Genomic DNA, 19,300 nt, shown 5'->3' with positions numbered 1-19,300 from the left:
CTAGTCCATTTTTGGGCTGTGTGGTGTGCGATGAGTTTTACTCACTTTTTCATGACGTTCTGCACAAAGATGTCCACAGAAAAAGTGAATAAACTGCCGCTGATTACCTGAGCGTGTTTATAACTTCGATTTTATCTGTGGGTTAACGTCATTTTATTAGAAAGAACCCAATGTGAAGCGGGAGTTTACCGTTTTGCGGGAGTGTGAAACAATCAAGTCATCTTGCATTTTCAGTTTATCGAGGTAGTCCGGTGATCGATGATGATGGCTACCGCCCGAATGTTGGTATCGTAATTTGTAATCGGCAGGGTCAGGTATTGTGGGCCCGTCGTTATGGCCAGCACTCCTGGCAGTTTCCCCAGGGAGGGATTAATCCCGGAGAAAGCGCGGAACAGGCTATGTACCGCGAACTGTTCGAAGAAGTGGGGCTGCGGAAAAAGGATGTTCGTATTCTGGCTTCAACCCGAAGCTGGCTGCGCTATAAATTGCCAAAACGTTTGGTGCGTTGGGATACAAAACCGGTGTGTATCGGCCAGAAGCAAAAATGGTTTCTGCTACAGTTAATGTGTAACGAATCAGACATCAATATGCAGAGCAGCGGTACGCCGGAGTTCGATGGGTGGCGCTGGGTCAGTTATTGGTACCCGGTGCGTCAGGTGGTGTCTTTCAAGCGTGATGTTTACCGGAAGGTGATGAAGGAGTTCGTCACCTCAGTGATACAGCTACAGGAGAATACGGCTGCCCGGATGTCATCAGGCCCGCGACGAAAAAGAGGATAGCTCGGCACATCATGCTCACGCGACTGCGAGAAATCATTGAAAAGGTTGCGGCAACAGCCAGGCTGAGCGATGCGCTGGAGATTCTGGTGAACGAGATTTGCCTGGCGATGGATACGGAAGTCTGTTCCATCTATCTGGCGGATCATGATCGTCAGTGTTATTACCTGATGGCGACGCGCGGGCTGAAGAAACCGCGCGGACGCACCATTACCCTGGCGTTTGGCCAGGGGATCGTGGGGCTGGTGGGGGAACGCGCTGAGCCCATCAATCTAGCGGATGCTCAACGTCATCCCAGTTTCAAGTTCATTCCTGCCGTGCGCGAGCAGCATTTCCGTTCATTTCTCGGCGTGCCGATTATCCACCGACGCCAGTTGTTGGGCGTGCTGGTGGTGCAACAGCGTGAGCACCGTCAGTTCGATAAAAACGAAGAATCCTTCATGGTGACGCTGGCGACCCAGATGGCCGCCACCCTGTCGCAATCACAGATGAAAGCCCTGTTTGGGCAATATCGTCAGACGCGCATCAAGGCGCTGCCTGCTGCGCCCGGCGTAGCGATTGCCACCGGCTGGCAGGATCGCAGTCAACCCTCTTTGGAACTGGTCTTTCCCGCCTCCAGTCTGGACAGCGATCGGGAACGAGCCCGGCTACTGGCGGCGATTGGCGAGGCGGGCGTTGAATTTCGGCGTTTTAGCAAGCGTTTCAGCGCCAGTGCGCAGAAAGAAAGCGCCGCTATCTTCGATTTCTACATTCATCTGTTGAATGATGCGCGGCTGAAACGCGAGTTGCTGCAGGAGATTGATACCGGCAGTGTCGCGGAATGGGCGGTAAAAGTCGTGATCGAGCGGTTTGCCGCCCAGTTCGCCAGTTTGCAGGATACCTACCTGCGGGAACGGGCCGGCGACTTGCGGGCGTTGGGGCAGCGGTTGCTTTTCCATCTTGGCGATAATGCACAAAATAGCGCTCAATGGCCGGAACGATTCATTCTGGTGGCTGATGAACTTACGGCTACGCTGTTGGCTGAGGTGCCGCATGATCGTCTGGCCGGTGTTGTCGCCTACGATGGCGCCGCTAATTCCCATGCCGCCATTATCGTGCGTGCCATGGGCATTCCCACCCTGATGGGGGCGGATATTCAGCCTGACTTGTTGCATCAGCGGTTGCTGATTCTGGATGGTTATCGCGGCGAACTGTTGGTGGATCCGGAACCCGTGCTGGTGCAAGAGTATCAGCGTTTACTCAGTGAAGAGAATGAGTTGACCCGGCTGGCGGAGGACAATGTTTCATGCCCGGCGGAACTGAAAAGCGGCGAACGGGTCGAGGTGATGCTGAATGCCGGTTTGAGCTCCGAGCATGAAAAGCGCTTTATCAATTTGGTGGATGGCGTGGGGTTGTATCGCACGGAAATCCCTTTCATGCTGCAAAACGGCTTTCCTTCTGAAGAAGAACAGGTCGCCCAGTATGAGGCGATGCTGCGGCTGTATCCTTCCCGTCCTGTGATGCTGCGCACGCTGGATATCGGCGCGGATAAGCAGTTGCCTTATCTTTCCATCAGCGAAGAAAACCCCTGCCTGGGGTGGCGTGGCATCCGCGTTACGCTCGATCAGCCGGAGATCTTCATGATCCAGGTGCGGGCGATGCTGCGCGCCAATGCTCAGGTCGGCAATCTGAGTATCCTGTTGCCGATGATCAACTGCATGGATGAGATAGACGAAGCCCGGCGGCTGATCGACCGTGCCGCGCGGGAAGTCGAAGAGATGCTTGGGGTTCCGCAGCCACGGCCGCGCATCGGGATCATGATTGAAGTGCCTTCGGTGCTGTTTATGTTGCCGCATTTGGCTTCCCGCATCGATTTCGTCTCCGTGGGAACGAACGACCTCACGCAGTATTTGCTGGCGGTGGATCGCAATAATCCGCATGTGGGGTCTTTGTACGACAGTTTGCATCCTGCTGTTTTACAGGCGTTAAACATGGTGGTGACGCTTTGCCGGCAGCATGGGCTGTCGGTATCCGTATGCGGCGAACTGGCGGGGGAACCCATGGGGGCTTTGCTGCTGATTGGCCTCGGTTATCGGACGCTCAGCATGAACGGTCGCAGCGTGGCCCGCATCAAATATCTGCTGCGGCGCATCGGTCAGCATGAGGCGCAGCAACTGGCACTCAAGGTGCTGAATGCGCAAACTGCCAGCGAAGTGCGTCAATGGGTATCCATCTTTATTGAGGAACGTGGTCTGGGCGGTTTGATCCGCGGCGGCCGCTAAACCTGTCGATATTTGTTTACAGTTCTTTTCCTGCTGTCGTCATCATGTAGCCTGCTGTGTGGTATCATGCGCAGCCGCGAACCGCGGCGGGTATGACTCTGCGCTTAGTGGGTAAATCGCCCTGAAATCAGTGACAAAATAACGAATGTGGTGATCGATGACGACGAGCTATTTGGTGTTTCCCCAGTTTGATCCGGTGATTTTTTCGATAGGGCCGGCTGCCCTGCATTGGTATGGGCTGATGTATCTGGTCGGTTTTGTCTTCGCCATGTGGCTAGCGGTGCGGCGGGCTAACAAACCGGGCAGCGGCTGGACGAAAGATGAAGTGGAAAATCTGCTGTATTTCGGTTTTTTGGGGGTATTTGTCGGCGGACGTCTGGGATATGTTCTGTTCTACGCACTTCCTCTGTTCCTTGATAATCCATTGTATTTGTTCCGGGTGTGGGATGGCGGGATGTCCTTCCACGGCGGATTGGTGGGCGTGATTACCGTGATGGCCTGGTTCGCTCATCGCACCCGCCGAACCTTTTTCCAGGTTTCCGATTTCATCGCGCCGTTAATCCCATTCGGCCTGGGCGCCGGGCGTCTGGGGAATTTTATCAACGGCGAATTGTGGGGGCGCGTCTCCACGGACACGCCTTGGGCGATGTTGTTTCCTGGCGCGCGCGGCGAAGACATGGCGCTGGCGGCGTCCCATCCGGAATGGCAACCGATTTTCGCCCAGTACGGCATGTTGCCCCGTCACCCGTCACAACTGTATGAAATGCTGCTGGAAGGGGTTGTGTTGTTCATCGTCCTGAATGTATTCATCCGCAAATCGCGTCCGATGGGCAGCGTATCCGGGCTGTTTCTGGTTGGATATGGCATTTTCCGCATTATTATCGAATTCTTCCGTCAACCGGACGCCCAACTGGGGCTGTTCAGCGGCATCAGCATGGGGCAGATACTGTCGGTGCCGATGGTGTTGATCGGTTTGCTGATGATGCTCTGGGCCTATCGCCGTCAGCCGGTACGGCAATAAATAGCGCATAACAAAATAAAGTAGGTGAGGTGGTATGAAACAGTATTTGGATCTGATGAAGAAGGTGCTGGAAGAGGGAACGCCGAAGAATGATCGCACCGGCACCGGCACGCTGTCGATTTTTGGTCATCAGATGCGGTTCAATCTGCAGGAAGGTTTTCCGCTGGTGACTACCAAACGCTGCCATTTACGCTCCATCATCCATGAACTGCTGTGGTTTCTGAATGGGGACACCAACATCGGTTATCTGCGCGATAACAAGGTCTCTATCTGGGATGAATGGGCGGATGAAAACGGCAACCTGGGCCCGGTCTACGGCAAACAATGGCGTGCCTGGGGCGCGGCGGACGGACGTCAGATCGACCAGTTGCAGACGGTGTTGCATCAACTGAAGCAAGACCCCGACTCCCGCCGAATTATTGTCTCCGCCTGGAACGTGGGCGAACTGGATCAGATGGCGCTGGCGCCCTGTCATGCGTTTTTCCAGTTCTACGTGGCGGACGGCAAGCTGTCCTGCCAGCTTTATCAGCGTTCCTGCGATATTTTCCTGGGGTTGCCGTTCAACATTGCCAGCTATGCGTTGCTGGTGCACATGATGGCGCAACAGTGCGATCTGGATGTGGGTGATTTCGTCTGGACGGGCGGCGATACGCACCTGTATAGCAACCATCTGGAGCAGACGCGCCTGCAACTCGGGCGTGAACCGCGTCCATTGCCGAAACTGGTCATCAAACGCCGCCCCGAATCGCTGTTTGACTATCAGTTCGATGATTTCGACATTGACGGTTACGACCCGCACCCGGCGATCAAGGCGCCGGTTGCCATCTGACCATTTCGCGGCCTGACGATAAGGCGCGGCACATACTCGTCCGTTCTCTCCCTCCTCCCCATTTTCCGGGGAGGATTTTTCCCGACTTATCCCTCTTTCTTCGCTGAGATATTTTCCGCTGGCTTCGGGTTGCGAAGCGTTTCGCAATTTTATGCATGCCTTTCCACCCCGCAACGATAGGTTGCGAAGCGCTTCAGGGATCTCCATCACCGAACTTCTTTGTCATCACCAGCTGTCTACAATAACGCCATGAAAAGAAACCATGGATGGCAGCAGGGGTTCACCCTGGTGGAGTTGATGATGGTGATGGTCATCGTCGCCCTGGTCCTGAACATCGGCGTTCGTGGATGGCTGGCGCAGCAGCAAGCGATAACGCTGGAGCAGCAGGCGCGTCAGCTGTTGCATTTTATGTCCGGGGTACAGATGAGCGCTTACTGGCATAACCGCAACGAGGCCCTGTGGTTGTTCCGTCAGCCTGAACGTTGGTGTGTGGGGAGCGGCGAACCGCCATTGCAGTGCCCGCCGGACGGCAACCGGACATTCACACGCCCGGAGAAAACAGTCGCGCTAGTGGAAACAACCAGCGAGCGGTTGGTGTTCTATGGTGTCCGCAATACCTCGCAGTCCGGGCATATCACGCTGGGCAACGGCGCTGGCCGGGTACGTCTGGTTGTTTCGGTTCGTGGCCGCTTGCGGTTGTGCGGCGAGTCCGGCCCGTTGTTGGCGATTCCCGCATGCTGAACGTTATGAAACAACAGCGGGGTTTTACCTTGCCGGAAGTGATGCTGGCTATGGGGTTCGGCAGCCTGATCACGCTGGCCGCCGCTGGCGTATTGCCGGTATTGCACGCACGGGTTCAGAGCAGCGCGAGTTATTTTCGTCTGGAACAGGCGCTTAGTCAGGCGCTGTTCACCATAGAAAAGGATGTTCGCAGAGCCGGTTTTTGCGCAGGGGCGTGCGGCGGCTTACCCGTGACGCTGAATACGGGGGAGGATGGGCAAGCGTTATGTTTTTCGCTGGCGTATGACATCAATGCCAACGGTCAGTGGGAACAGGGAGAACGGGGCGATGCGGAACATTATGGCTACCGTCTACGCAACGGCGCTCTTGAGGTACAAACCGGCGGTGCCGGCTGCCAGGGGAGCCGCTGGGAAAAACTGCTGGATCCGGCCGAAATTAAGCTAACCCGGTTTGTCGTGCGACGGCAGGCCGGCGAGCATCAGAGGTTGTATTTCCTGACATTGGAAGGGCATTGGACGTCTCACCCGGCGATAAGCCTCAACGTCACCCGCTGGGTTGCCGGGAGGAACGATGCCGGCTAATCCGCAACGAGGGAGCACCGTATTGATGGCGATGCTGATGTTGGTCATCGGGATGCTGATATTAAGTGGGCTGCAACGACAGTTGGAGGCGCAAATGCTGCAGGATCGGGATGAACAACGGGCGCTGGAGGACTTTAACCTGGCGAGTTCCGCACTGAAATGGGGGCTCACGCTGGAATGGCGTATTGATGACGATGGATGGCAATGCCAGTCCGCCGGTGTTGATGCTTTACGGGCTTGCCTGCGTTTGAACGCAGGAGGGCGAATCGGGTTGCTGCGAGGGGAACGTCTCGTTACCGGAGTGGCGCGCCCGGCGGCGTTTTACTATCGGGTCGTGCCTGCGCTCGTCAACGAACGTCCGATCATACAGCCGATCGCCGGCGGCTGGCTGGATGTGTGTCCGGTAGCGGGAGCGCAGAATTGTGGGCCGGCGGAATAGTCTGTCGATGGCCCATGCGCAGCGAGGTTTCAGCTTGTTGGAAACATTGGCGGCGGCGTTGCTGTTCGCGGTTTCTCTGGCAGGGTTATTGCAATATCATCAGGTGCTCCAGCAGTCCTGGCAGCATCTGCGGCTGCAACGGCAGGCCTGGCGGTTGGCCCATCAGTACCTGGAGGTCTATGAGGCCGGCGGCGCTGATGCACGGATGCAGGCGCCGGACGGCTGGACGGTAACGCAGGCCGAAACACGGGTTTCGGCAGGCTGTCGTAAAATCACGATCGCGGTAGCGACGCCTTATCACTATCAGGCCAGACTTGGGCGCTGGTTTTGCGAAACGCCGCCTGTCGCGGCACCGGAAACGGAAACACCACCACAGTGACCGCAGGGTCGGGAGTTTGCATGTTCAGGGTCTACCACTCCAATCAACTCGATGTGTTGAAAGAACTGATGGTTGAGCTGATGAAACGGCATCCGATCAGGGATCCGTTCGAGCCTGAAATGATACTGGTGCAAAGCCCCGGTATGGCGCAATGGCTACAGATTGAACTGGCGAATTGCTTTCACATTGCCGCTAATATTCAGTTTCCGCTGCCGGGGGTCTTTTTGTGGGATATGTGCCGACGCCTGATGCCGGATATCCCCAAAGAGAGCGTATTCAGCAAAGCGGCGATGAGCTGGAAGCTGATGCACCTGCTGCCGCAACAGCTTGCGGAGCCTGACTTTGCGCTGCTCGCCAACTACCTTCGGGATGATGCCGACGGGCGCAAACTGCATCAGTTGTCCGCCCGCGTGGCGGATCTGTTCGACCAGTATCTGATTTATCGGCCCGACTGGATTAACGCCTGGCAACGCGGCGCATGGGTGGAGGACGCCGGAGAGGCGCAGCGCTGGCAAGCACCGCTGTGGCGGGCGTTGGTCGCGCATACTCATCAACTTGGGCAGCCGGAGTGGCACCATTCCAGCCTGTATCAGCAGTTTATCGGCCGTCTGGAACTGGCTGATACTTGCCCGCCCGGTTTGCCGGAGCGGGTGTTCATCTGCGGTATTGCCGCCTTACCGCCCATCTATCTGCAAGCCTTGAAAGCGTTGGGCAAACACATCGATATCCACCTGCTGTTCACCAATCCATGCCGCTACTATTGGGGGGATATTCAGGACGAATCTTTCCTTTCCCGCTTGAAAACACGGCAGTGGCAGCGTTATCGCGAAAAACAGGTGACATCGGATGTGCGGCCGCTGTTTCGTCAGCCGGAGCGTGCCGATGGGCTATTCGGCGATGACGGCGAACAACAGGTGGGCAATCCCCTGCTCGCATCGTGGGGAAAACTGGGGCGCGATAATCTGTTCCTGCTGGAACAACTGGACGAAACCGTAGGCATTGATGCATTTGCCGACATGGCTTCCGATACGCTGTTGGCTTCGCTGCAGAGGGATATTCTGGAACTGGAGGATAGCCGCATTATCGCTACGGACGGCATAACGCTGGCGAGCAGCAGCCGTAAACGCACGCTTTCGCCAGCGGATCGCTCTGTGTCGTTGCACGCTTGCCACAGCCCGCAACGCGAGGTGGAAGTGTTGCATGATCAATTGCTGGCGATGATGGCGGAGGACAGTACCCTGATGCCGCGGGACATCATTGTGATGGTGGCGGATATCGATAGCTATTCCCCTTTTATTCAGGCGGTGTTCGGCAATGCGCCGGAAAATCGCTATTTACCCTTTGCATTGTCAGATCAGCGTGCGCGTCACGCTCACCCCGCGCTGCAGGCGGTGTTGTCGCTGCTGGCGTTGCCGGATAGTCGTTTCACGGCTGAACAGGTGTTGGCGTTACTGGAGGTGCCGTCGTTGGCGGGCAAATTCGCCATCGACGAAGAAGGGCTGCGGCACCTAAGGATGTGGGTGGCCGAATCCGGTGTACGTTGGGGACTGGATGATGACAATGTACGAGAGCTGCTGTTGCCGGTGACGGGGCAGCACACCTGGCGCTTCGGCCTGACTCGCATGCTGCTGGGCTATGCGATGGAGAGTAGAGCGGGTGATTGGTTAGGTGTGCTGCCTTACGACGAATCGAGTGGTCTTGTTGCCGAACTGGCCGGCAATCTGGCGGATTTTCTGATGCAGCTAAGTCAGTGGAAACAGCGTTTGCAGGAAGCGCGCTCGCTGACGGATTGGCAGCCGTTATGCCGCCAGTTATTAGACGGTTTTTTTCTGCCGGATGCCGATACCGAAGCGGCGTTGACGCTGATTGAAACCCAGTGGCAACAAATTCTGTCTACCGCCATGTTGACGGGATACGCACAGAATGTGCCGGTCGGTACGTTGCGCGATGAGCTGGCTGCTCGTCTGGAGAGTGAACGCCTCAGCCAGCGTTTTCTCGCCGGGGCCATCAACTTCTGTACTCTGATGCCGATGCGTTCCATTCCATTTCGGGTGGTATGCCTGCTGGGCATGAACGATGGCGTGTATCCGCGTGTTCTGCCGCCGCTGGGGTTCGATCTAATGGCGCGCTCCCGTCGGCGGGGGGATCGCAGCCGCCGCGAAGACGATCGCTACCTGTTTCTGGAGGCGCTTTTGTCCGCTGGGCAGCGTCTCTACATCAGCTTCATGGGGCATTCAATACAGGACAACACCCGGCGTTACCCTTCAGTGCTGGTAACGGAACTGATGAATTATATCGGCCAAAGCTACTGCTTGCCGGGAGATGAAAGCCTGGATCTTGACGCCAGCAGCGAGCGCGTTATTCAGGCGTTGAGTCATGAGCACCCGCGTATGCCGTTCGATCCCGCCGGTTTTTGTGCCCCGGAGCCGGAAAGTTTCGCGGCGGAGTGGTTGCCGGCTGCCGGAGGCAAAGGGGTATGCCAACCTGATTTCGATCGCGCCTTGCCGGAGCGTTATGACAGCGACATCACGCTGGATGACCTGCAACGATTTTATCGTCATCCGGTGCGCGCATTCTTTCAGTTACGCCTTGGCGTTTATTTTCAGCTCGACGATCAGGAAATGCAGGATCAAGAGCCTTTCGAGGTGGATAACCTCAGCCGTTATCAGATGAATGTACAGTTGCTTAATGCGTTGATAGAACAAGGTGATACGGATGCCTTGTATCGACGCATGCGTGCGGCGGGTGGTTTGCCGTATGGCGCGTTCGGTGAGCTCTACTGGCAGACCCAGCAGGAGGACATCCGGGAACTGGCAGAACGGGTGCGGGGAGAGTGGCGGCCGGAAACCCACCACACACGCGAGCTGAATCTGACGATAAACGGCGTCAGGCTCAGCGGTTGGTTAAAACAGGTTCAGGACGACGGCCTGCTGCGCTGGCGGCCTGGGAAATTGTCCATGACGGACGGCATGATGCTATGGCTGGAGCATCTTGCCTGGTGCCTGGCCGGCGGGCAGGGGGAAAGTCGAATCTATGGTCGTCAATCGACGGGGTGGCGTTTCCCCGCCATGTCCCGGCAGCAGGCCGGGGATGAGATGGCGTCGTTGATCGACGGCTACCGTCAGGGGATGAACCGGCCGTTGTTGTTGCTTAATCGTACTGGCGGCGCCTGGCTGGAGGCCGTCTACGATCGCGATACCGATCGTTTGCTGGATGATGCAACGGCGCAACGCAAAGCACGGCAAAAGTTGCTGGATGCCTGGCAGGGAAACCAGATGGTCAGTGGCGAAAGTGAAGATGACTACCTGCGGCGCATTGTTCGCGCTATGGACGACGAACGTATCGTGCAGGTGATGGACGCGGCAAAAATCTGGCTATTGCCGCCGCTGAGAATGAATCAGTGTTAGGCTGTGTTGGGCCATGATCCGGCTTATTCGCGCAGTGGGCGACCGCCTGTGTATAAACCGGATGGCGTAGCGGGCGGCGATTTTCGCACAGCCCGCAATGGGGTGGGTAACGAGTGGTTGTCGGTCATAAAAGGTGTAAGCGAGTGGAGAAAGGCATGCGAAAGTCTGTTAGCTGGGTGAGTCTGGCGCTGTTGTTGTTCTGGATGCCGTTCAGCCAGGCGGCCGAAGGGTGGCAGCCGTTGCCTGAAACGATCCGGAAAAGTGAGCAGGATCCTCGTCAATATCAGGCTATCCGGTTGGATAACGCCATGACGGTATTGCTGGTGTCAGACCCGCAGGCCGTCAAGTCGTTGGTTGCGCTGGCATTACCTATCGGTTCGTTGGATAACCCGCCTCAGCAGCCTGGGCTGGCGCACTACCTGGAACATATGCTGCTGATGGGGTCACACCGTTACCCGCAGCCGGAAAGTTTGTCGGAGTTTCTGAAAATGCACGGCGGCAGCCATAACGCCAGCACGGCCTCCTACCGCACCGCATTTTATCTGGAAGTGGAAAACGCCGCGCTGGAGCAAGCGACCGACCGGCTGGCCGATGCAATAGCCGAGCCGCTGCTTGACCCCGTTAACGCGGATAAAGAACGCAACGCGGTCAATGCCGAATTGACCATGGCCCGTTCTCGCGATGGTTTGCGTATGGCGCAGGTAGGGGCGGAAACCATCAATCCCGCCCATCCCGGCTCGCGCTTTGCCGGTGGAAATCTGGAAACGCTGAGCGATAAACCGGGCAGCAAGCTGCATGATGAATTGTTGCGTTTTTACCAGCACTACTACTCAGCCAATCTGATGAAAGGTGTTATCTACAGCAATCTGCCTTTGCCGCAAATGGCGTCGATTGCCGTTTCAACCTTTGGCCGTATCCCCAATCGGCAGGCCAGCGTCCCTAAAATGGCGGTGCCGGTAGTGACCGACGAACAACGCGGCTTATTCATTCATTACGTGCCCGCCCGTCCGAACAAACAATTGCGGCTTGAGTTCCGGATTGATGACAACAGCCCGTTTTTCCGCAGTAAAACGGATGGCTACATCAGTTACCTGATTGGCAACCGCAGCCAGAACACGCTGTCTGAATGGTTGCAGAAACAGGGGCTGGCCGACTCCGTTTATGCCGGCGCGGATCCTATGTCCGAGCGCAACAGCGGCGTATTCACCATTACGGTGGATCTGACGGACAAAGGGTTGGCGCAGCAGGATGACGTGATCGCCGCCGTGTTCGGTTATCTGAAGCAGATTCGCCGGGACGGTATCCAGCAGCGCTATTTTGATGAAATCTCCCGGATGCTGAACGTCGATTTTCGCTACCCGTCCATCAGCCGTGACATGGGGTATGTTGAGTGGCTGGTGGATACCATGCTGCGCGTGCCGGTCGAATATACGCTGGCGGCACCTTATCTCGCCGATAAGTTCGACCCGGCGTCGGTAGCCGCCCGGCTTGATGACATGACGCCGGAAAAAGCCCGTATCTGGGTGATAAGCCCTGAACAGCCGCACAATCGGGTCGCCTATTTCGTTGATGCCCCTTATCAGGTGGATCGCATTAGTGCCGCGCGTATCGAAGCATGGCGGCAACGGGAAAAGACACTCGCGCTCAGCCTGCCGGCGACGAATCCCTATATTCCTGATGATTTCTCGCTGATTACCGCCGATGCGGCCATTACCCATCCGAATGTGTTGATCAATGAACCTGGGCTGCGGTTGTTTTATATGCCGAGCCGTTATTTCGCCAACGAACCCAAAGCCGATATCACACTGATGTTGCGCAATCAGATCTCCAGTGATACTGCCCGTCATCAGGTGCTGTTTGCGCTAAATGACTATCTTGCCGGGCTGGCGCTGGATGCGTTGAGCTATCAGGCCTCGGTGGGCGGGATCAATTTTTCCACCGGAATCAATAACGGGCTGGTGATGAAAGCCAGCGGCTATACCCAGCATTTGCCGGAACTGCTGCTTAATCTGGTTAGTGAGTATGCCGGTTTTAGCGTCACCGAAGAGCAACTGGCTCAGGCGAAATCCTGGTATGCCGAGCAACTGGATGCCGCAGACAAGGCTAAAGCCTATGAACAGGCGATGCATCCGATACAGGGTTTGTCTCGGGTGCCTTACAGTGAACGTTCTGAGCGTCGGCAACTACTGAATGACATTACGCTTAAGGAGTTGATGGCGTATCGCGGCCAATTGTTGCAGCACGCCGCGCCGGAGATGCTGGTAGTGGGTAATCTGCCGGCGGAACGGGTAACGGCTCTGGCGCGGATGCTGCGTGAGCGCCTCGGTTGCGGCGGCACGGTCTGGTGGAAGGCTCCGGAGATTAGCATTGATCAGTCGCAGCGCGCACTGGTGCAAAAGATGGGCGCCAGTACAGATTCGGCGTTGGCGGCGGCGTATATCCCGACCGGGTATGACGAGATTCAGGGCGCTGCCTACAGTAAATTGCTGGGACAGATTATTCATCCCTGGTTTTTCAATCAATTGCGCACGGAGGAACAGTTAGGCTATGCGGTGTTCGCTATGCCGATTGTGGTCGATCGGCAGTGGGGGATTGGGTTTCTGATGCAGAGCAACAGTCAGCAGCCGGCCTATTTGTATCAGCGCTATCAGGATTTTTTCGCCAAAGCCATTCCGCGTTTGCGGGCCATGAGTCCGGAGAGTTTTGCGCAGAATAAGCAGGGCCTGATTAATACCATCAGTCAGCCGCCGCAAACGCTGGAAGAAGAGGTTGGGCGTCTGCGCAGCGACCTGGAGCGCGAGAATTTCGCATTCGATACCCGTCAGCAACTGATTACCCGTCTGTCGGCGATGACTGTGGAGCAACTGGCGAATTTCTTTCAGCAGGCGCTACAGCCACAGGGGTTGGCGGTTTTGTCGCAGGTTTCGGGCAGTAGCCAAGGGCAGTCCGATTATGCCATGCCTGCCGGTTGGCGAACTTATGCCACCACTTCGGCGCTACAGCAGACGCTGAATATCCGCACAGAAGGCGCCGTAGTATCGACACTGCCGTCATCGTCGCCGACCAAACCGGAAACAGCCGTCGTTGCGGTGTCGCAATGAACGAACGTCGGTCAGAATCGTTAAACCTGCTGACGCTACCGTTGCTGGGCGAACGGCTGATAGAGGCGTCGGCGGGAACAGGGAAAACCTATACCCTTGCCGGTCTTTATCTCCGGCTATTGCTGGGGCTGGGGGGAGAAAACGCTTATCCGCGGCCTTTATCGGTGGAAGAGATTCTGGTTGTGACGTTTACCGAAGCCGCGACGCAGGAACTGCGGGATCGTATCCGGGATAAGATTCACAGTTTGTATCTCGCCTGTTTGCGCAATGAAAGTGATGAACCGCTGGTCAAGTTGTTATTGGCGGAAATTCCGGATGCGTTTCGTGCTGAGGCGGCTCAGGTTTTGCTACGGGCGGAACGGCAGATGGACGAAGCGGCTGTCCACACCATTCATGGGTTTTGCCAGCGTATGCTGGCGACCAACGCTTTTGAATCCGGGGTTTTGTTCGAGCAACGGTTGGTGGAGGATGAAACGCCGCTTTACCGTCAGGCATGCGCGGATTTCTGGCGTCGATTCTGCTATCCGTTGCCGTTATCGGTGGCCAGCGAGTTGGGGCGTGAATGGGCGGGGCCGGATGCGTTGTTGCAGGACTTGATGCCTTATTTACATGGCGAGATGCCGTTATTGCGTCGGCCCCCTGACCCGGATGAAACCCTGCTGGCGCGGCATCAGAATATTATTGCCAGACTGGAGACGTTCAAGGCCGCCTGGCTGGGCGTGGCGAAAGAACTGGAGGCGCTGATCGGGAGTTCCGGCGTCGACAAGCGGCGTTACAGCAGCCGCTATCTGCCGTTGTGGCTGAGCAATGTGACGGCATGGGCGCAGCAGCCGACGCGCAATTATCAGCTACCCAAAGAGCTGGAGCGTTTTGGACAGCGGGAACTGAATCAGCGAACCATCAAGGGCGAGCCGCCGCAACACGCTATCTTCCTGGCTGTGGATGACCTGCTGCAGTCATCGCTGACGCTACGCGATCTGGCGATCAGTCTGGCATTGTCCGAGGTGCGATTGTCGATCCGTGAGGAAAAACAGCGCCGCGCCGAATTGGGATTTGATGATTTGTTATCCCGATTGGATGAGGCGTTGCAGCAGGACGCCGGCCAGGCGTTGGCGCAAGCGATCCGTGAGCGTTATCCGCTGGCGATGATCGATGAATTTCAAGACACCGATGCCCAACAATACCGGATTTTCAGTACCATTTATGCCGACCAGCCACAGTGCGGCTGGCTGATGATCGGTGATCCCAAACAGGCGATCTATGCTTTTCGCGGCGCGGATATCTTCACTTATATGCGTGCCAGGGAAGATGTGCCGTCGCACTATACGCTCGATACTAACTGGCGTTCGACGCCTGGGATGGTCGAAGCGGTCAACCGCCTGTTTCAATGTGCCGACACACCGTTTGTGTTTTCGCAGATCCCGTTTTTGCCGGTCAATGCCGCCGATAACAACCGCTCGCTAACGTTTGAATACCAGGGTAGTCGCATGCCGGCGATGCGATTCTGGCTAACTGGCCGGGAGGGCGTGGGCGTTGGCGATTACCAACAGGCGATGGCGCGCCAGTGCGCCGACAGTATCTGTAGTTGGCTCAGCGCCGGGCAGCGCGGCGAGGCTTGGTTAACTCGTGGCGAAATGCGTCGGCCGGTGGTCGCATCGGATATCACGGTGTTGGTGCGCAGCCGCTATGAAGCGGCGCTTATCCGCCAGGCGCTGGGACGGCTGAATATTCCTTCGGTGTATCTTTCTAATCGCGATAGCGTATTTGCCGCGTCTGAGGCCACTGAATTGTTGTGGCTGTTGCAGGCGGTGCTGGCGCCGGAGCAGGAGCGGTTGCTGCGCGGTGCGATGGCGACCAGCCTGATGGGAATGGATGCTGCGGCGCTGGATGAACTATGCCGCAATGAATCGCAGTGGGATGCGTTGGTCGATGAGTTCGCCGGGTATCGGCATATTTGGGGGCAGCGCGGTGTTTTGCCCATGCTAAGACGGTTGATGCAGCAGCATCGGCTGGCGGAAAACCTGCTGGCCAGCCCAGAGGGCGAACGACGATTGACGGATGTTTTGCACATTGGCGAACTATTGCAGGAAGCCTCCGCCGCGCTGGATAGCGAGCACGCGCTGGTGCGCTGGCTGGCGCAACAGATTGCCCAACCTAATAGTCAGTCGGAAAGCCAACAATTGAGACTGGAAAGCGATCGTCATCTGGTGCAGATCGTGACGATCCACAAGTCAAAGGGGTTGGAATATGCGCTGGTGTGGTTGCCGTTTATTTGCAATTTCAGGGCGCAGCCACAGGGGATTTACCACGATCGCCAGACCTTGCTGCCGACATTGGATCTCAATGGCGGTGAGGAGAGCCGCACGTTGGCGGAAGAAGAGCGTTTGGCGGAAGATCTGCGCTTGCTTTATGTCGCGCTGACCCGCTCCATTTACCACTGTGCCGTGGGGGTGGCTCCGCTCTACTTACGCTCGCAGAAGAAAGAGGGAAACAGCGATATGCATTCGAGTGCGCTGGGTTATCTCTTGCAACGGGGGGCCGCAGCGCCAGCCGATGTGTTGGTGGCGGCGCTGGAAGCGATGGCCGGGGATGACATCGATATCGCCGATGTGGTGGCTGAAGACGGGGAGCCCTGGCGCCCAGCGTTGGAAACCGCGCCTTTACTGCAGGTGCGTCAGAATAAGCGGCAATTGCACGATCGCTGGCGCGTCACCAGTTATTCCGGGTTACAGCAGCACGGCGCATCGGCGATACAGGAACTGTTTCCCCGATTGGATCTTGAAACGAAGGGCGAGGAGGCGCAGGCGCCGGATGAGGCATTCACGCCGCATACCTTTCCGCGTGGAGCAGCGCCCGGCACTTTTCTACACAGTCTGTTTGAACAACTGGAGTTTACCGCTGCCATTGATGAGCCATGGCTGTTGGAGCAACTTCGGCAGCAAGGTATGGCGGAGGAGTGGCAACCTGTTGTGAAGGCGTGGTTGGCAACCGTGCTGGATACGCCGCTGACGCCGGAGCATATCCGGCTGTCGGCACTGGAAAGCCGTTTCCGTCAGTCCGAACTGCAATTCTACCTGCCGATAGCCTCGATGCTGGATGCCGGTAAGTTGGATCGACTGGCGAAAACTCACGATCCGTTGTCGGCTGATTGCCCTGCACTCGATTTTCAGCAGGTGAAAGGCATGCTGAAAGGTTTTATCGATCTGGTCTTTTTCTGGCAGGGGCGTTATTACCTGCTGGATTACAAATCTAACTGGCTGGGGCCGGATGCGGGCGCTTACACGCAGCCGGCTATGCACCGGGCGATGGCCGAGCATCGTTATGATCTGCAATACCAGCTTTATTCGTTGGCATTGCACCGTTATCTCCGCCATCGTGTTCCTGGTTATGACTATCAGCGCCATTTTGGCGGTGTTATCTATTTGTTTTTACGTGGAATCAGCGCAGCGTATCCGGGACATGGCGTGTTTTTTACCAAACCGGCGCAGCTACTGGTGGATGGGCTGGATCTGCTGTTTCAGGGCGATACGACGATAATGGACGACGAGGGTGCCGGTAATGCTTGAGTTACTGCTTGAGGCTCAGCGCAGGCATCTGTTGCGCCCGCTGGATGTGCAGTTTGCCCACATGCTGGCAGGGGATGAACCCTACCTGCTGCTGGCGGCGGCATGTCTGAGCAATCATGCCGGGGCGGGGCATGTCTGCCTGCCTTTGGAGCAGTTACAGGGTGATCGTTTGTTTGACGGACGTGACCCTGTGTTGGCTCGCCAGATAATGCAGTTGCTCGGCTCTCCAAATGTGGAGCGCTGGCGTAGCGAGTTGCAGCGGTGTGAGCCGGTCGACGATGGTCATCGGCCAACGCCGTTGGTGCTGGAGAGGGATATGCTCTATCTACAGCGCAGTTGGCGGAACGAATGTCAGGTAGCGCATTTTATCGCCAACGGGCAACTGACGACGGATATGGATGAGCGCCATATCCGTCAGGTACTAGACACTCTGTTCCCGACGGTGGAAAAAGAGGTCGACTGGCAGAAGATTGCGGCTGCCGTGGCGTTGACCAGCCGCATGGCGGTGATTTCCGGCGGTCCCGGTACAGGGAAAACCACTACGGTCGCCAAACTGCTGGCGGCGCTGATTGCGTTGCGTGGCGACGCCCAGCCGTTGCGTATCCAACTGGCTGCGCCGACCGGCAAGGCCGCCGCCCGTCTGACGGAATCTCTGGGCGTTGCGCTTCGCCAATTGACGCTGAGCGAGGCGCAGTTGCGCAGTTTTCCGCAAGCCGCATGCACATTGCATCGTTTGCTGGGTGCGATGCCGGATAGCCAGCAGTTGCGTCATCATCGTGATAATCCCTTGCATCTTGATCTGTTGGTGGTGGATGAAGCCTCAATGGTGGATTTACCGATGATGGCGCATGTGATGGCGGCTCTGCCTGCGCATGCCCGCGTTATCTTTCTGGGGGATCGCGATCAGTTGGCGTCCGTGGAGGCGGGTGCGGTGCTGGGCGATATCTGTCATTTCACCGGGCAGGGGTATAGCCCGGCTCGTACCGAACAGCTACAACGTTTGACCGGGTGTGCGTTGCCGCCGCCATCGCCAAAGGCATCCAGCGTGGCGGATAGCATCTGCCTGTTGCGCAAAAGCTACCGTTTTGCCGCATCGTCAGGCATCGGGTTGCTGGCGCAGGCGGTGAATCAGGGAGATGAACGGCGGGTGAAAGACGTTTGGCACGGCGGCTATAGCGACGTCGGATGTCATCCGTTGCGGGAAGCGTCGGATTACCAACAGTTGCTGACGCTGGCGGTGACGGAGTATCGACGTTATCTACAGGCGATCGACGACGGCGCCGAACCGGCGGTGGTGCTGCGCGCGTTCCAGCAATTTCGCCTGCTTTGCGCTCTGCGGGAAGGGCCGTTCGGCGTAGAGGGGTTGAATCAGGGTATCGAGCAGGCATTGCGCAGCGCCAGGTTGATCCCCGCGTTACCCGCCAATGGCTCTCGTTGGTACGTCGGAAGGCCGGTGATGATCGCGCGTAATGACACTATTCTGGGGCTGTTTAACGGTGATATCGGTATCGCATTGCTGAATGCGCAGGGTGAACTGCGGGTCTGCTTCCCATTGCCGGATGGCAGCGTCAAACCGGTGCCGCCCAGCCGTCTGCCACCGCATGAAACTGCGTTTGTCATGACGGTGCATAAATCTCAAGGGTCTGAGTTTGAACATACGGCATTGGTGTTGCCCAACATGATGCTGCCTCTGCTGACCCGAGAATTGATTTACACCGCAATAACTCGCGCACGCCAGCAGTTGTCGATATTTGCCGACGAAGACATTCTGTGTCAGTCCGTGTGCGCCGCTACCCGGCGTTATAGCGGCCTGGCGCAGCGTATTCTGATGCTGGCGCAGTAGCGTTTTTCCACCACTGCGGGGGATGTCGGTGCTAGTCGGGAAACGGCCCCCGCACGAAGTATGCGGGAGCGGGGAGACACGGAAGTTTAGAGGTCTGTCACCAGAATTTTTGAACGGCGCTGGTAGTTGTACAACTCCTGTTTGCGGCGGGGCAGCACTGCGATCTCCGCAGGCAGGAAACCTCTTTCCTGGAACCAGTGAATGCTGTGCGTGGTGAGCACGAACAGACGTTTCAGCCCCTGCTGGCGGGCCTGTGCGGCGATATGGTGCAGCAGTTGGTCGCCGCGTGATGAGCTGCGGTATTCCGGATGCACGGCTACACAGGCCATCTCGCCGATGCTTTCCTCGACAAAAGG

Annotated in this window: 13 protein-coding genes; 12 read left to right on the top strand and 1 reads right to left on the bottom strand. The window is 57.1% G+C overall.

What is annotated here, in order from left to right:
• Positions 1-251 precede the first annotated feature (251 nt).
• The 12 genes from rppH to recD all read left to right on the top strand — a co-directional run bounded on the left by rppH (position 252) and on the right by recD (position 18,944).
• Positions 252-779 (top strand): RNA pyrophosphohydrolase, encoded by a 528-nt coding sequence (gene rppH, locus DPA2511_RS15500; protein ID WP_015854693.1) that lies wholly within the window; start codon positions 252-254, stop codon positions 777-779.
• Between the two features lie 11 nt (positions 780-790).
• On the top strand, positions 791-3,037 hold the full coding sequence (gene ptsP, locus DPA2511_RS15495; RefSeq protein ID WP_015854692.1) for a phosphoenolpyruvate--protein phosphotransferase: 2,247 nt from the start codon (positions 791-793) through the stop codon (positions 3,035-3,037).
• Positions 3,038-3,194: 157 nt separating this feature from the next.
• A complete protein-coding gene (lgt, locus tag DPA2511_RS15490; RefSeq protein ID WP_015854691.1) occupies positions 3,195-4,058 on the top strand; it encodes a prolipoprotein diacylglyceryl transferase in 864 nt (287 codons plus the stop codon).
• 34 nt (positions 4,059-4,092) lie between these two features.
• Positions 4,093-4,887 carry a thymidylate synthase gene (gene thyA, locus DPA2511_RS15485; protein WP_015854690.1) on the top strand — a complete coding sequence of 265 codons (795 nt, stop codon included), beginning with the start codon at positions 4,093-4,095 and terminating at the stop codon, positions 4,885-4,887.
• A gap of 249 nt (positions 4,888-5,136) precedes the next feature.
• Positions 5,137-5,628 (top strand): prepilin peptidase-dependent protein, encoded by a 492-nt coding sequence (locus tag DPA2511_RS15480; protein WP_015854689.1) that lies wholly within the window; start codon positions 5,137-5,139, stop codon positions 5,626-5,628.
• Positions 5,622-6,209, top strand: a complete 588-nt coding sequence (locus DPA2511_RS15475; protein ID WP_015854688.1) for a prepilin peptidase-dependent protein — start codon at positions 5,622-5,624, stop codon at positions 6,207-6,209. The genes DPA2511_RS15480 and DPA2511_RS15475 overlap by 7 nt, the downstream gene beginning before the upstream one ends.
• Positions 6,199-6,648: a YgdB family protein gene (locus DPA2511_RS21930; protein ID WP_015854687.1), complete on the top strand. Its 450-nt coding sequence runs from the start codon at positions 6,199-6,201 to the stop codon at positions 6,646-6,648. Before DPA2511_RS15475 ends, DPA2511_RS21930 begins: the two co-directional genes overlap by 11 nt.
• A gap of 7 nt (positions 6,649-6,655) precedes the next feature.
• The gene (locus DPA2511_RS15465) at positions 6,656-7,027 is read left to right on the top strand and encodes a prepilin-type N-terminal cleavage/methylation domain-containing protein (RefSeq protein WP_035049799.1); all 372 of its coding nucleotides are present in this window, start codon (positions 6,656-6,658) and stop codon (positions 7,025-7,027) included.
• Between the two features lie 20 nt (positions 7,028-7,047).
• Positions 7,048-10,434 carry an exodeoxyribonuclease V subunit gamma gene (recC, locus tag DPA2511_RS15460; protein WP_015854685.1) on the top strand — a complete coding sequence of 1,129 codons (3,387 nt, stop codon included), beginning with the start codon at positions 7,048-7,050 and terminating at the stop codon, positions 10,432-10,434.
• A 155-nt stretch (positions 10,435-10,589) separates the two neighbouring features.
• The gene (ptrA, locus tag DPA2511_RS15455; RefSeq protein ID WP_015854684.1) at positions 10,590-13,535 is read left to right on the top strand and encodes a pitrilysin; all 2,946 of its coding nucleotides are present in this window, start codon (positions 10,590-10,592) and stop codon (positions 13,533-13,535) included.
• Positions 13,532-17,101, top strand: a complete 3,570-nt coding sequence (gene recB, locus DPA2511_RS15450; RefSeq protein WP_015854683.1) for an exodeoxyribonuclease V subunit beta — start codon at positions 13,532-13,534, stop codon at positions 17,099-17,101. The genes ptrA and recB overlap by 4 nt, the downstream gene beginning before the upstream one ends.
• On the top strand, positions 17,094-18,944 hold the full coding sequence (recD, locus tag DPA2511_RS15445) for an exodeoxyribonuclease V subunit alpha (RefSeq protein WP_015854682.1): 1,851 nt from the start codon (positions 17,094-17,096) through the stop codon (positions 18,942-18,944). Before recB ends, recD begins: the two co-directional genes overlap by 8 nt.
• Before the next feature lie 86 nt (positions 18,945-19,030).
• Here the strand turns inward: recD and DPA2511_RS21925 are convergent.
• Positions 19,031-19,300 (bottom strand): GNAT family N-acetyltransferase (locus DPA2511_RS21925; protein ID WP_035049795.1); only part of this gene is annotated, 270 nt, incomplete at its 5' end.

The organism is Musicola paradisiaca NCPPB 2511 (genome assembly GCF_000400505.1).
GTDB classification, from domain to species: Bacteria; Pseudomonadota; Gammaproteobacteria; order Enterobacterales; family Enterobacteriaceae; genus Musicola; species Musicola paradisiaca.
The sequence above is the reverse complement of the archived record's forward strand: the minus strand, read 5'-3'. Positions and strand labels throughout refer to the sequence as shown.

What these genes read in the sequence shown, in the direction of transcription:
- ptsP (WP_015854692.1), top strand. Translation starts at nt 791, where the DNA reads ATGCTCACGCGACTGCGAGAAATCATTGAAAAGGTTGCGGCAACAGCC.
- lgt (WP_015854691.1), top strand. Translation starts at nt 3,195, where the DNA reads ATGACGACGAGCTATTTGGTGTTTCCCCAGTTTGATCCGGTGATTTTT.
- thyA (WP_015854690.1), top strand. Translation starts at nt 4,093, where the DNA reads ATGAAACAGTATTTGGATCTGATGAAGAAGGTGCTGGAAGAGGGAACG.
- DPA2511_RS15480 (WP_015854689.1), top strand. Translation starts at nt 5,137, where the DNA reads ATGAAAAGAAACCATGGATGGCAGCAGGGGTTCACCCTGGTGGAGTTG.
- DPA2511_RS15475 (WP_015854688.1), top strand. Translation starts at nt 5,622, where the DNA reads ATGCTGAACGTTATGAAACAACAGCGGGGTTTTACCTTGCCGGAAGTG.
- DPA2511_RS21930 (WP_015854687.1), top strand. Translation starts at nt 6,199, where the DNA reads ATGCCGGCTAATCCGCAACGAGGGAGCACCGTATTGATGGCGATGCTG.
- DPA2511_RS15465 (WP_035049799.1), top strand. Translation starts at nt 6,656, where the DNA reads ATGGCCCATGCGCAGCGAGGTTTCAGCTTGTTGGAAACATTGGCGGCG.
- recC (WP_015854685.1), top strand. Translation starts at nt 7,048, where the DNA reads ATGTTCAGGGTCTACCACTCCAATCAACTCGATGTGTTGAAAGAACTG.
- ptrA (WP_015854684.1), top strand. Translation starts at nt 10,590, where the DNA reads ATGCGAAAGTCTGTTAGCTGGGTGAGTCTGGCGCTGTTGTTGTTCTGG.
- recB (WP_015854683.1), top strand. Translation starts at nt 13,532, where the DNA reads ATGAACGAACGTCGGTCAGAATCGTTAAACCTGCTGACGCTACCGTTG.
- recD (WP_015854682.1), top strand. Translation starts at nt 17,094, where the DNA reads ATGCTTGAGTTACTGCTTGAGGCTCAGCGCAGGCATCTGTTGCGCCCG.